Here is a 12,641-nt window from a genome sequence, read left to right as displayed (position 1 = left end):
GTTCATTTCGGGGGATGGGTGCTATGATCGGCATTGCTCAGTCCAGTTGGTGATTTTGGTTGGTTTGGCGATTGATCAGATCGCACAATCCGGGCTGAGTTCCCTTTAAGTGATCTACTATTCGGCGCAGCTATTTAGGACCACCGCTTACTAAATAAACAATGTCGCCAACTTGAAATTTGAGTTTGCGAGAACGACTTGGCATAAAATGTCCTTATTAAGAAGAGATAATCATGGTACTTACCGACAAACAAGAAATGTTCTGTCGTGGGTACCTCATCGATTTAAATACCGCGCAAGCGGCTATGTGGGCGGGGAACTGCGCAAGAACCGCTCGGACATCTGGTACGGAAAACCTCACAACACCAGACATCCAGAACATAATTATCGAACTCAAAACGAAGCGCAACGAATATTTTGGAGTTGATGCTGATAATGTGTTGCGACACATAGTTGCGATAGAACAAATGGATATGCTGGATATTCTTAATGACGATGGCAGCCTGAAGGTGAAAAGTCAGACGGGCAACTCTCGCAGGTCTTGATATTAGCACCACAATACAGAACGTTAATAAGGGCAATGCTGAGATCATCCTTAAGGGGATTAAGTGGGTGATTAGGTTTAAGAACCTCGAATTGCTAAATGAATACAATAATTTATACGCATTTATAAAGCAGATAGAGAAAAGGCAACAAAACCTTCTACGAAGTAATTCGTGTACTAGGGAATGTATCAGCGTAATTAGTCTGACTTCGTCATTTGGTTTACGATCTATTTTTGCGAGGCGTTATATCTTGTATCTATTATAAAATATCTACGGATACTGCATTCAATTAATTCATTTGTACGCACTGATACTAAATTGTTATTAACTCAATGGACAAAGAGTTAATAATATTGTATACAGACGTATGTGTTTAGTTTTTCATAAGGAAGTTAATAATGAGTAGGTATATTTCTGATTTGTGTCTGTGTTTGTGTTTTTATGCTCTGGTTTGTGCGATAGTGATCACTAAATCAGAGCTAAGCGTGAATGAAACCATGATCTTAGTATCATATTGTGTCACCAGCAGTCTGTTTTTTCCATTCGTTGTAAGTTTTTTTAGAGGGAGCAAGCGAGGTGAAATACCCCTTAAATACTGGAATAATGGAATATTTACATTGTGCCTTATACTTTCTCTCCCATTAGGCTTTGTTTTGTTCTTTTACAAATTAAGCAAGAGGTAGTGGCCTCTTGCTTTTCTGAATTACAACTGAAGAATAAACTTATTGAGGTTTTGTATTTCTTTATCTGTAATTAACGCGGCTGTTATTGCTAGAATCGCAGAGAAGCCGATGATGCCAATAGGGGTTGTTGCGATTGTACTAAATGCAACCACAACTAAAAGTGACGCAAGTTTTGTTGCTGCTATCTTTTCACCAGCAATGACAGCTTCATTCCATGAGCCAGTACGAAATCCTTTTGCTACTGCATTCAGAAAGTCACTCCATTGCAAGGCTTCTCCAACGACCCCAAATAATTTGCTAAATTTTTTTAATTGAGCGGCCATTGTAGATTTGTCAATGGATTCGAGCGCTTTTGCTATTGCAATTCTGTCTGAAGTACTGAATTTTTTATTAAGATTGTTTTTATATTTATCAAAGGCAGTTAAGGCTTCCGATACATTCCGCAATTTTTTTCCTTTTGCCGCAGCTTCTAATGTCTTGGCTTCTTTGGCTAATTTATCGCCAAATTTTTCTGACAGTGATTTATAAAAATCAGAGGCTATGCTTATAGGATTTGTTGGAAATGAGCTGAACATATCCTGTGCACTTTGAGTTGCCATTTCCTTTCTGGCTGGGTCTGTTTTAGCAAAATCTAGATCAGGAAACATTTCACCAGGTTTTTTATTATTTGATTTTGCTACCGCAACTTTCAGAATCTCAGCTTTCGTATATGGGCGGTCTTTAGTTTTTTGTACTGATGTTGTATTACCATGGTCGTCAACCTTTACCGCATAGCTAAAACCATCAACGCTAATATCAAAGTGCCGGATGTTAGGTGGCAAGGTTTTCCACGATGTTTCAGCTTCCTTTCTTGCTTTAGCTTGCCGTTCGGGTTCACCTTTTGAAAAATCCAGTTCTGGAAATAAATCACCTGGTTTTTTATTTTGTGATTTCGCAACAGCAACTTTTAAATTTTCACCTTTTGTATATGGGCGTTGGGATGTTTGCGTTACCGAGATGGTTTTACCTTTTTGATCAAGTTTAACTTTGTACTTAAATTGATCTACTGTTGTATCAAACTCATCTGGTAACTTACTCCAGTTTCCTGGCTTGATATTCCATCCTTTGGGTGATGTTGAGGTATCTGCGCTTGAAGAGCTTCCACCGTTAGTCCCTTTTCCACTTGAGGTTAATATACCAGAGAATCCACCAACAGAGTTAGAGGTGCGACTACCAGCTTCAGAAGATACTCTGTTATCTGCGCCTCTAATATCGGCAGTATAACCTCCAGAGCCATCACTTCTTATATTTGACACCTGCGATGCTGAAATTTGAGTACCACCGTGACTGTTAAATTGAGATGCAACTTCGGAAGGTGTAGGTGCGCGCATTCCTCTGCTACTACCTCCACCAATACTGCCTGAGTCGTCCCCGCCACTGTGAACTCCATTAGACCAACTTCCACCAAAACCAGTCCAAGCCATAACTTTATCCTTCTTTGTTTGTGGGTGTTGGTTAAAAAATATACTGTGATTATTTTAGGATCAATAATTTAATTGATCCTAAAAAGAATTTTTCAATATACTTTAGGTTGCAGGTTGGTTTTATTTTGGATTAAAAAGTCAGTAGTTTTCCTGTAGGCTGAATAAGTTTAAGAATAAGCAAGAAAATACTCATTTCGATCCTGAAAGCACAGTGTAACCTACTATACTTTCCTCTACGGTTCGTCAACGCGTCGAGGTCATTATGGCTGGCAGCAAATCCTCATCGTCGTCCCATGCGCCTGTCGCAGAGCATCTTTTCTGGCTTCGGGTGGAGAATGCCGCCCGGCAGTACGGCTTTGTGCTGCTGATTTTGGTGCTCCTTGCCGGGTTCTGCGGCCTGTTTTCGAAAGGCTTCTTCAGTAATGCCAGCGTGGTGAATTCGGACCAGTCGTTGAGCGTGAACTACGAGCGTTTTGGGCGCAATCAAAGCGACATGGACCTGAAATTGACGCTCAACGTGCCTGCCAGCGACAGTTATACGGTAACGCTGGGCGGGCAGTTTATGGACGCGTTTGAGATCAACACGCTCTATCCGCAGCCCTGGCGCTTTACCAGCCATCACGGGGCGATGACGCTAGAGTTTCACGATCAGCCACAGGGCGGCACACACACGGTCTGGCTCAGCGTGCAGTCGCGTGATGCAGGAAGCGTGAAGTCGACGCTGCAGGTGAACCAGCAGCCGCCTGTTGTCCTTTCCCAGTTTATTTATCCGTAAGCGCTGCCCATGGATATGATCCTGCGAGCCGTCACGATTTACCTGATTCTGGTGGTGGTGTTCAAAATCGCCGGGCGACGGGCGTTATTGCAGATGACGTCGTTTGACCTGATTTTGCTGCTGATCATCAGTGAGGCCACCCAGCAGGGGCTGCTCGGCAACGATTTTTCCGTCACCGGCGCGGCGCTGTGCATCATTACCCTCATCGTGATGGATATGCTGTTTGGCAAACTTAAAAAATATCTCCCCGGTGCTGAAGAGATGATAGATGGCACGGCGGTGGTGTTGGTGGAAAATGGTGTGTTGATGCGGGACAAAATGAAAATGGCGGATATCTCTGTCGATGACATTATGGTGTCGGCGCGCAACAATCAGGGGCTGACAGAGCTTGCAGAAATTAAGTTCGCCATCCTCGAAACTAATGGTCATATCTCCATCATTCCGCAGAAGTAAAGGCTGGAAGCGATAGCCCTTTAATGACACAATATTTTTTTCACGGTTTGCAGGATGAGTGATGAAAAAGTTTGCGATGATTGGCGCGATGCTGGCGCTGAGCGGGTGTGTTCAGATTGATAACTATAACGACGTGGTTAAGGCTCCCGCACCGACAGGGCTTGCGGGCTACTGGCAGTCAGAAGGGCCACAAAGTGCGATGGTCAGCCCGGAAGCCATTGCGACGCTGATTGTCACGCCGCAGGGCGACACGCTGGATTGCCGCCAGTGGAAACGCGTTATCGCGCTGCCGGGCAAATTGATGCAGCGTGATGAGGATGTTTATAACGTCACCAACAAGCGCGATGTTTACGCTATCGATCGCGAAGGTGAGCGTATTGAGTACGATCGCATGACGCTGAAACGCGTGGATCGTCCTACCCAGGAATGTGCCGACTATCTGGAAAAAAATCCTCTGTTGTCCCCATTGCCATAAAGTCTTTGAACATGCCCGGTGGCGGCTGGCGCCTTACCGGGCCTACTTGGAATACCGTGGTTTGTAGGCCGGTGCAAGCGAAGCGCCGCCCGGCAAAGCCCCTGTTAAAGCACATCCTCCATCACCCACACGCTGACGCTTCCTCCTTTGCAGGTAAATACGCCCGTACCGCTTTCGTCGGTTTCCACCGTCTCTTCCCGGTTCGCGAGAAAATCCTTCCAGCGTTTGTTGCCGTAGTTTTCCCCCAGCGCGATTTGTTTTTCGCCCTCATCTCCATTCGAGAGCACCACCACGCAGCCTGGCGCTTCATCTGTGCCGCTGCGGCTGAAGGCAATGCAGTTAGGATGGTCGAAAAACAGCGTTTGCACGCCGTGGGCGAAACGCTGGCGGGCGTCGATCAGCTCGTGCAATTGCTCAATCACCGGCATCTCGATTTTGTAGGTGTTGCCGTCACCGCCGGTATCTTCATAAATCGCGCCAAACAGATCCGGATAGAACACGGAAGGCACGCCGTTCTCACGCAGCAGAATCAGTGCGTAGGCCAGCGGTTTAAACCACGGTTCAACCGGGGCTTCCAGCGCCTGAAGCGGCTGGGTGTCGTGGTTGGTCACAAGCGTCATGGCGTGGAAAGGATCGGCTTCGACCAGCGTGCCGGTGAAAATCTGGCTCATGTCGTAATCGCGGCCAAGACGTGAGGCCTCGTGGAATTTCATCTGTAGCGGTGCATCGAACAGCAGCGTCTGACCGTCAACCTGATTGATGTAGTTTTGCAGCGTCTCAACCTCATGCGACCAGTACTCCGCCACGATAAACAGCGGTTTCGGGGCCACTTCCTGCACGTGCTCAATCCATTCTTTGTAGAACCAGGCCGGGATGTGTTTCACCGCATCGAGACGGAAACCGTCACAGCCGGTCTGCTCCATCACCCAGCGCGCCCAGTATTTTAATTCTTCCGTTACCGCGTGATTGCGAAAATCGATGTTTTCGCCCATCAGATAGTCAAAGTTCCCCAGCTCACCGTCGACCTGATCGTTCCAGCCTTCGCCGGTGTAATCATTGACGACTTTGAACACGCCGTTCTCATCGGGGTTTTCGATGTGGTCCACGCCGCTGAAGCATTTGTAATCCCAGACAAATTGGGAATATTTGCCGTCGCGAACCGGGAAGGTGTATTTCGTCCAGGCATCGCATTCGATGATTTCATCGTCGATTTGTGTGCGGTCTTGTTCGTTGACGCGCTGAACGTGAATACGTTCTTTCTCGTCTGCGCCCATTTTGTGGTTGACCACCACATCCAGCAGCACGGCGATGTCATGCTCCTTCAGCGCGGCGATGGCTTTCAGCAGCTGTTCTTTGTCACCGTATTTGGTCGGGCGTGATCCTTTTTGATCAAACTCGCCCAGATCGAACAGGTCATAGCTGTCGTATCCCACGGAGTAGCCGCCAGACGCGCCTTTGTACGCCGGGGGCAGCCAAATCATGTTGACGCCAATTTCATTGAGGTTGGGCGCAATCGCTTCGACCTCCCGCCACAGTTCACCCCCAGCGGGGTAATACCAGTGAAAACATTGCAACAGGGTAGGATTGCGCATACTGAGACTCCATGTGGGAAGAGACTCTAGTATGGAGTATTTAGAGGAAAACGCCTGGCGCGCAGCGCGCGCAAGCGTTTCAGTTGGTCGGGGTGTCGCGCGATTCCTGCGGCACCAGGACGTGGCCGCCCTGTTTGCCGTAGGCGGTCAGCACTGATTTCTGCATCGAAGACTGGCCCACCAGTTTCGACAGTTCATCCATCCGCGCCTGCAGCAGGCGCTTCACCTCGGTTTCATTGTCCAGAATTGCCCGCAGAACGGGCCTCAGTTGCTCTTGCACGCTTGAAGAGGGATCAAGATCTTGCGTGGCTTCAGCCAGTTTTTGCACCGCTCTGACATACTCCATTTCACAGGCGATTAATTCATCCCATTGTCCTTCCGAGGCGTGTCGCAGCATGATGAGGCTTTGATCAAGAAGCTGCTGGTACAGGCTATACAGGTGCGGTGCAGTGCTCATTAGACGGCGTCCTGAATCAGAGTGGGCGAGGTGGCAACTTCTTTCCAGGCATCGGCGATATTGCGCAGCAGGTACTCCACCTCTTCAACGGCGGAGATTTCGTTGCGCAGATTGGCCTGCAGGAGACGCCTTACCATATAGGCGTACAGAGCAATCAGGTTTTGCGTGAGTTCATCATCGCTTTTCTCATCAAGGCCGATTTTGAGGCCATTCTCGATGATGTTTATCGCTTTCGAGAGGGAAAGGCCTTTCCCCTCCAGATTGTTGTCCTGCATAAACAGGCGCGCGCGCACCAGGGCGCTGAGCGCACCCTCGAACAGCATGTTCACCAGTTGCTGTTGGCTGGCGCTCATCACCGCGCTTTCGACTCCGATTTTTGCGTAGGCCTGTGTGCCATTTGCGCCGTACATGTTAGCTCCTGGGCTGAGTTAATTAGCTTTTGCTGCTGGATGAAGTATCAAACTGCTGAGTCAGGTAGCTGCTGGTGGAGTTCAGCGAGTTCATCAGCACGTCAAGCTGGGTAAACTGGGCTTTGTAACGCGCCATCATCGTGTCGATACGATCGCTGGCTGCGTTGTATTGCTGAGTCAGGTTGTTCAGGGTCTTACTCACGCCGTCAGTGGCGGCCTGAATGATCCCGGTGCTGGAGAGCCAGCTGGTGAGGTTTTTACCCACAACAGTGGTGATCCCGCTGTCTTTGCCATCGCCGACCAGCATTTGACCGACGCCGCTGGCATCTTTAGTCAATGCCGCTTCCAGCTTGGTTTTATCAACTGACAGCGAACCGGTGCTCGGGTCGGTGGTAATCCCAATTTGTGACAGTGATTTAAAAGACGTCCCGCTCGCGCCGTTACCGAGAATACTCTTCAACTGGGTCTGGATGGTTCGCAGGGTTGTATCGCCCAATAGCGCACCATTGCTGGAGTCTTGCGCGTCAGTCCCGGCATCGACCGCCGTATATTTGGTCAGCGAGGCGAAGGTGTCTTGCAGGGAGTTATAGGCAGTCACCCAGTCATTAATTGCTTTTTCAGCTTTTGACGTGTCCTTGCTGATGGTCAGCGTCTGGTTGCCGGTGGTGACGTCATTCAGGTTCAGCGTGATGTCTTCCAGCGCGTCACTGATGGTGTTGCTGCTGTTTTCGATCGCCACATTGTTGACGGTCAGCAAAGCATTCTGTGCCGTGACGCTCTCTTTCATGCCGCTGGTGCTTACGGAAGCGTCATAGCCCATAAAGCTTTGCAGCGAGCTGTCGCCGTTGACGCTGATGCTCATGGCATTGTCTTTGCCGGTGTCATCAGAGGTAATGGACAGGCGATACTGGCCGTTGCCGACGTTGATAATACTGGCGCTAACGCCTGCTTTAGCGTTGTTGATCGCATCACGAATACCGGTGAGGGATGAATTCGCAGCGCTTAAATCAATGGTGACAGGCTTTTTACCGCCACCTTGCTGGATGGTGATGGTGCTGTCACTGGAGGCGATGGCCGTTTTGGTATCGCTTTGCGTCGCCTGAGTGGTCAGCGTTTGCGCCTGAGCCAGCTGCGTCACGCTGATGGTGTATTTGCCAGCAATCGCGCTGCCGGTGGTCGTGGCGCTGAACGCGCTGCTGGAACTGGTGGTCGAGGTCGCAGTGAAAAGATCCGCGCTGTTCAGGGCGGTGTTCGCCGTCTGGAAAGAGGCGAGGGCGTTTTTCAGCGTGCCGTAAGCGCTCAGCTTAGCGGTGTAAGAAGACTGCTGAGTGGAGATAGGCGTCAGCGTCGATTTTTCCGCAGCCTCAAGGCTGTCTAAGATACTGCTTAAGTCCAGGCCCGAACCGACACCCAGCGTAGAAATACTAGCCATATTTATTCCTTTATGTAACGACACGTAGAATGAATACCGGGGTTATCGGCGGGATTGGCGCAAAGTTTACGGCTAATTTTCTTTTTTTAATGGCGGGAATAAAGGCACGACTGAAGAGTATTTCGACGGCTAAGAAATTATTTCGGGGTTTGCGAAAAAAAATCTAAAGGTTGGTGGGGGCACGACGATAACCACATTGACGGCGATTGAGCCGACGGGTGGAAACCCAAATCTAATCCACAGATTTGATGAACAACAGGAAACGAAATCATGGCACAAGTCATTAATACCAACAGCCTCTCGCTGATCACTCAGAACAACATCAACAAGAACCAGTCTGCTCTGTCCAGCTCCATCGAGCGTCTGTCTTCTGGTCTGCGTATCAACAGCGCGAAAGATGATGCTGCGGGCCAGGCGATTGCTAACCGCTTCACTTCTAACATCAAAGGCCTGACTCAGGCTGCGCGTAACGCCAACGACGGTATCTCTGTGGCGCAGACCACTGAAGGCGCCCTGTCTGAAATCAACAACAACTTACAGCGTATCCGTGAGCTGACCGTTCAGGCTTCTACCGGTACCAACTCCGATTCCGACCTGTCTTCCATCCAGGACGAAATCAAATCCCGTCTGGACGAAATTGACCGCGTATCCGGTCAGACTCAGTTCAACGGCGTGAACGTGCTGGCGAAAAACGGCACCATGTCTATTCAGGTTGGTGCTAACGATGGCCAGACTATCGATATCAACCTGCAGAAGATTGATTCTTCTACTTTGAATCTGTCCGGCTTCAACGTCGCGAAGATCCCAACTATCACAACTGCGCCAGTTACCAGTGCAACTCCGACTTACACTGATGGCACAGATTCCCTCGCTCTGGCAACTGCCGACCTGGCTGATACAGCGGACGGTACCACTGCTGCGACTGTAACCTTCAAGTTTGATGCTGCAACCAATGCATACTTCGCTACTGTTGCTGGCGGTACAGGTAACACCACCGCGAATGGTGACTATTCTGTAACCGTTGATGCTGATGGCACGACTCATCTGGGTGCGACAGCGACCATTCCGGGCAGCGCAGGTGCAGTAACCAAAGAGCAGGTTGCAACTTCTGCTATTGATACAACTACTGCCGCCGCCGCACTTGCAGCTGCAGGCGTGACTGGTGCTGATAACACCAACGTATCTCTGGTCAAACTGACTTCTACAGATTCTGCTGGCAACACAACCGACGCAGGTTACGGCCTGAAAGCGGCTGATGGCAAAATCTATGCAACTGACTACGATGGCACCAATGCAGCCAGCTTCACCGCTAAAACTGTTAGCTACACCAACGCTTCAGGCGTAACAACCGCTGCAGCAGTCACTTTGGGCGGCGCTGATGGTAAATCTGAAGTTGTTACTGTAGGTACTGGCGCGAATGCCAAAACTTATGCCAAAGCTGATCTGGATGGTGCTGACCTGCAAACCGGTAAAACCAGCAGCGGTGCTGAACTGCATGAAACTGTTACTTCAACCACTACTGACCCACTGAAAGCACTGGATGCTGCGATTGCTCAGGTCGACAAATTCCGTTCTTCCCTGGGTGCGGTACAGAACCGTCTGGATTCTGCGGTTACCAACCTGAACAACACCACCACTAACCTGTCTGAAGCGCAGTCCCGTATTCAGGACGCCGACTATGCGACCGAAGTGTCCAACATGTCTAAAGCGCAGATCATTCAGCAGGCCGGTAACTCCGTGCTGGCAAAAGCTAACCAGGTTCCACAGCAGGTTCTGTCTCTGCTGCAGGGCTAATCTGTCAAAGCTTGATTTGCTTCACAAACCCCGGCTCGCCGGGGTTTTTTCATTGCAGAGTTTCACTTAACTCCCCAAATAACCCCCCCTTTTAGCCACTATTCCTTCGATTAAAACCCCTCCAGAAACGGATAATCATGCCGATAACTCAACTATTGCAGGGCTGTTTATCGTGAATTCACTCTATACCGCTGAAGGTGTAATGGATAAACACTCGCTGTGGCAGCGTTATGTCCCTCTGGTGCGACACGAAGCATTGCGCCTTCAGGTGCGGTTGCCGGCGAGCGTGGAACTGGATGATCTGCTTCAGGCGGGCGGCATTGGGTTGTTGAATGCCGTCGAACGTTACGATGCTCTGCAAGGCACGGCATTTACCACATACGCAGTACAGCGCATACGTGGCGCGATGCTGGACGAACTGCGCAGCCGCGATTGGGTGCCGCGCAGCGTCCGCCGCAATGCTCGTGAAGTGGCGCAGGCAATGGGACAACTGGAACAGGAACTGGGACGTAACGCGACGGAAACGGAAGTCGCCCAGCGTCTTGGCATTGCTGTTGAGGAGTATCGTCAGATGCTGCTCGATACCAATAACAGCCAGCTTTTCTCCTATGACGAATGGCGGGAAGAGCACGGCGACAGTATCGAGCTGGTGACTGAAGAAAACCAGCAGGAGAACCCGCTCCATCAGCTGATGGAGAGTAATCTGCGTAGCCGCGTGATTGAGGCCATCGAAGCCCTGCCGGAACGTGAGCAGCTGGTGCTGACGCTTTACTACCAGGAAGAGCTCAATCTCAAAGAGATTGGTGCCGTGCTGGAAGTAGGGGAGTCACGCGTCAGCCAGCTTCACAGTCAGGCTATTAAGCGCTTGCGTACAAAACTGGGTCGGTACCAGGAGGGCGGCTAAGCTGTCATGCCTGGAAAAATGCCGCACATAGCATTGACTACCAGGAGTTATCATGACGGTGCAGCACGTAAAAAGACGGCCTTTAAGCCGCTATTTGAAAGACTTTAAACACAGCCAGACGCATTGCGCCCATTGCCACAAACTGCTGGACCGCATCACGCTGGTCCGCCAGGGCGAAATCGTCAACAAAATTGCCATTTCCCGCCTTGATACGCTGATGGACGAAGCCGACTGGCTGCTGGAACGCCGGGAGTGGGTAGCGCTTTGTCGATTCTGCGGTGACCTGCACTGCAAAGAGCAGAGCGACTTCTTCGATATCCTCGGCTTTAAGCAGTATCTGTTTGAACAAACTGATATGAGCCCCGGCACGGTGCGTGAATATGTGGTTCGCCTGCGTCGTTTGGGGAACCATCTGACCGCGCTGAAAATCGACCGCGAACTGCTGGGCGATGAACCGGACGAAACGCTCGCGCCGTGGCTGCCTTCAACCAGCACCAATAATTATCGCATCGCCTTACGCAAGTACTCGCAATACCGGAATGGTCGTCCCGTTGTTGAGCCGCAGAAGTTCGCGTATCAGGTGACCTCTGATATATATTAATTTTGAATAAGATGTAACGTACGGGTATTAGCTGTTTTGGCGATAACCCTTACACTGCAAAAAAATTCGATATTTCGGGGGAAGGATGAAATTAGCACTGTTGGGCCGTCAGGCTCTGATGGGAATGATGGCCGTTGCGCTGGTTGCTGGCGCAAGCGTCAAAACGTTCGCTGCTGAAAACCTGCTGGCTCAGGTCAAAGAGCGTGGTTCATTGCGCGTTGGGCTGGAAGGCACGTATCCGCCGTTCAGTTTCCAGGGCGATGACGGCAAACTCACCGGCTTTGAAGTGGAGTTTGCTCAGGAGCTGGCGAAACACCTCGGCGTGAAAGCAGACCTCAAACCGACCAAATGGGACGGGATGCTGGCCTCGCTGGATTCCAAACGTATTGACGTGGTGATTAACCAGGTGACCATTTCCGACGTGCGTAAGAAGAAATATGACTTCTCTACGCCGTACACCGTGTCCGGTATTCAGGCGCTGGTGAAAAAAGGCAATGAAGGCACCATCAAAACCGCGGCTGACCTGAAAGGCAAAAAAGTCGGCGTGGGCTTAGGCACCAACTATGAAGAGTGGCTGCGCCAGAACGTGCAGGGCGTGGATGTGCGTACCTATGATGACGATCCGACCAAATATCAGGATCTGCGCGTAGGCCGTATCGATGCAATTCTGGTAGACCGCCTGGCGGCGCTGGATCTGGTGAAGAAAACCAACAATACGCTGGCTGTGACCGGTGAAGCGTTCTCCCGTCAGGAGTCTGGTGTTGCGCTGCGCAAAGGCAACGAAGACCTGCTGAAAGCCGTAGACGGTGCGATTGCGGAAATGCAGAAAGACGGCAGCCTGAAAGCGCTTTCCGAGAAGTGGTTTGGGGCGGATGTAACCAAATAAGTTACGGTTCCCCTCACCCTAACCCTCTCCCCTGTACGGTCCGGGGACATCATGAACACTTGTTCGGGGACATGGTAGACACTTACAACTAAGGCATAAGAACCCGTTTATGGAGTCGCTTATGCCCTGGGATGCGAGAGATACCATGTCATTACGTACCGAGTTTGTTCT

At 50.3% G+C, this 12,641-nt stretch carries 13 protein-coding genes; 8 read left to right on the top strand and 5 right to left on the bottom strand.

Annotated features, from left to right (window positions below; genetic code table 11):
- The first annotated feature begins 233 nt into the window (after positions 1–233).
- Positions 234–545: a terminase small subunit gene (locus ACRCWW_RS10660; RefSeq protein ID WP_438682400.1), complete on the top strand. Its 312-nt coding sequence runs from the start codon at positions 234–236 to the stop codon at positions 543–545.
- A gap of 703 nt (positions 546–1,248) precedes the next feature.
- Here ACRCWW_RS10660 and ACRCWW_RS10655 read toward each other — a convergent pair.
- On the bottom strand, positions 1,249–2,691 hold the full coding sequence (locus ACRCWW_RS10655; protein ID WP_438682399.1) for a colicin-like pore-forming protein: 1,443 nt from the start codon (positions 2,689–2,691) through the stop codon (positions 1,249–1,251).
- Between the two features lie 262 nt (positions 2,692–2,953).
- On the opposite strand from ACRCWW_RS10655, the gene ACRCWW_RS10650 reads away from it, so the two are divergent.
- The 3 genes from ACRCWW_RS10650 to yedD all read left to right on the top strand — a co-directional run bounded on the left by ACRCWW_RS10650 (position 2,954) and on the right by yedD (position 4,394).
- Positions 2,954–3,466: a hypothetical protein gene (locus ACRCWW_RS10650; protein ID WP_438682398.1), complete on the top strand. Its 513-nt coding sequence runs from the start codon at positions 2,954–2,956 to the stop codon at positions 3,464–3,466.
- A 9-nt stretch (positions 3,467–3,475) separates the two neighbouring features.
- Entirely contained in the window at positions 3,476–3,919 is a 444-nt protein-coding gene (locus ACRCWW_RS10645) for a DUF421 domain-containing protein (RefSeq protein WP_438682397.1), read from the top strand.
- Positions 3,920–3,980: 61 nt separating this feature from the next.
- A complete protein-coding gene (yedD, locus tag ACRCWW_RS10640; protein WP_438682396.1) occupies positions 3,981–4,394 on the top strand; it encodes a lipoprotein YedD in 414 nt (137 codons plus the stop codon).
- A gap of 104 nt (positions 4,395–4,498) precedes the next feature.
- Here yedD and amyA read toward each other — a convergent pair whose 3' ends face one another.
- The 4 genes from amyA to fliD form a co-directional block, all read right to left on the bottom strand.
- Positions 4,499–5,986, bottom strand: coding sequence for an alpha-amylase (gene amyA, locus ACRCWW_RS10635; protein ID WP_438682395.1), 1,488 nt, complete (start codon positions 5,984–5,986; stop codon positions 4,499–4,501).
- 79 nt (positions 5,987–6,065) lie between these two features.
- Complete coding sequence (gene fliT / locus ACRCWW_RS10630) at positions 6,066–6,443, bottom strand: flagella biosynthesis regulatory protein FliT (protein WP_438682394.1); 378 nt, start codon at positions 6,441–6,443, stop codon at positions 6,066–6,068.
- On the bottom strand, positions 6,443–6,853 hold the full coding sequence (gene fliS / locus ACRCWW_RS10625) for a flagellar export chaperone FliS (protein WP_330984415.1): 411 nt from the start codon (positions 6,851–6,853) through the stop codon (positions 6,443–6,445). The genes fliT and fliS overlap by 1 nt, the downstream gene beginning before the upstream one ends.
- 22 nt (positions 6,854–6,875) lie before the next feature.
- The gene (fliD, locus tag ACRCWW_RS10620; protein ID WP_438682393.1) at positions 6,876–8,285 is read right to left on the bottom strand and encodes a flagellar filament capping protein FliD; all 1,410 of its coding nucleotides are present in this window, start codon (positions 8,283–8,285) and stop codon (positions 6,876–6,878) included.
- Positions 8,286–8,555: 270 nt separating this feature from the next.
- Between fliD and ACRCWW_RS10615 the strand changes: the two genes are divergently transcribed.
- The 4 genes from ACRCWW_RS10615 (at position 8,556) to tcyJ (ending at position 12,470) form a co-directional block, all read left to right on the top strand.
- Complete coding sequence (locus ACRCWW_RS10615) at positions 8,556–10,079, top strand: flagellin N-terminal helical domain-containing protein (RefSeq protein ID WP_438682392.1); 1,524 nt, start codon at positions 8,556–8,558, stop codon at positions 10,077–10,079.
- Between the two features lie 172 nt (positions 10,080–10,251).
- Positions 10,252–10,983, top strand: coding sequence for an RNA polymerase sigma factor FliA (locus tag ACRCWW_RS10610; protein WP_438682391.1), 732 nt, complete (start codon positions 10,252–10,254; stop codon positions 10,981–10,983).
- A 52-nt stretch (positions 10,984–11,035) separates the two neighbouring features.
- Positions 11,036–11,584 (top strand): flagella biosynthesis regulatory protein FliZ, encoded by a 549-nt coding sequence (gene fliZ / locus ACRCWW_RS10605; RefSeq protein WP_438682390.1) that lies wholly within the window; start codon positions 11,036–11,038, stop codon positions 11,582–11,584.
- A gap of 85 nt (positions 11,585–11,669) precedes the next feature.
- Positions 11,670–12,470 (top strand): cystine ABC transporter substrate-binding protein, encoded by an 801-nt coding sequence (tcyJ, locus tag ACRCWW_RS10600; protein WP_438682389.1) that lies wholly within the window; start codon positions 11,670–11,672, stop codon positions 12,468–12,470.
- Positions 12,471–12,641 lie beyond the last annotated feature (171 nt).

It is taken from the genome of Scandinavium sp. (genome assembly GCF_051650185.1).
Taxonomy (GTDB): Bacteria; Pseudomonadota; Gammaproteobacteria; order Enterobacterales; family Enterobacteriaceae; genus Scandinavium.
The sequence above is the reverse complement of the archived record's forward strand: the minus strand, read 5'-3'. Positions and strand labels throughout refer to the sequence as shown.

What these genes read in the sequence shown, in the direction of transcription:
- ACRCWW_RS10660 (WP_438682400.1), top strand. Translation starts at nt 234, where the DNA reads ATGGTACTTACCGACAAACAAGAAATGTTCTGTCGTGGGTACCTCATC.
- ACRCWW_RS10655 (WP_438682399.1), bottom strand. Translation starts at nt 2,691, where the DNA reads ATGGCTTGGACTGGTTTTGGTGGAAGTTGGTCTAATGGAGTTCACAGT.
- ACRCWW_RS10650 (WP_438682398.1), top strand. Translation starts at nt 2,954, where the DNA reads ATGGCTGGCAGCAAATCCTCATCGTCGTCCCATGCGCCTGTCGCAGAG.
- ACRCWW_RS10645 (WP_438682397.1), top strand. Translation starts at nt 3,476, where the DNA reads ATGGATATGATCCTGCGAGCCGTCACGATTTACCTGATTCTGGTGGTG.
- yedD (WP_438682396.1), top strand. Translation starts at nt 3,981, where the DNA reads ATGAAAAAGTTTGCGATGATTGGCGCGATGCTGGCGCTGAGCGGGTGT.
- amyA (WP_438682395.1), bottom strand. Translation starts at nt 5,986, where the DNA reads ATGCGCAATCCTACCCTGTTGCAATGTTTTCACTGGTATTACCCCGCT.
- fliT (WP_438682394.1), bottom strand. Translation starts at nt 6,443, where the DNA reads ATGAGCACTGCACCGCACCTGTATAGCCTGTACCAGCAGCTTCTTGAT.
- fliS (WP_330984415.1), bottom strand. Translation starts at nt 6,853, where the DNA reads ATGTACGGCGCAAATGGCACACAGGCCTACGCAAAAATCGGAGTCGAA.
- fliD (WP_438682393.1), bottom strand. Translation starts at nt 8,285, where the DNA reads ATGGCTAGTATTTCTACGCTGGGTGTCGGTTCGGGCCTGGACTTAAGC.
- ACRCWW_RS10615 (WP_438682392.1), top strand. Translation starts at nt 8,556, where the DNA reads ATGGCACAAGTCATTAATACCAACAGCCTCTCGCTGATCACTCAGAAC.
- fliZ (WP_438682390.1), top strand. Translation starts at nt 11,036, where the DNA reads ATGACGGTGCAGCACGTAAAAAGACGGCCTTTAAGCCGCTATTTGAAA.
- tcyJ (WP_438682389.1), top strand. Translation starts at nt 11,670, where the DNA reads ATGAAATTAGCACTGTTGGGCCGTCAGGCTCTGATGGGAATGATGGCC.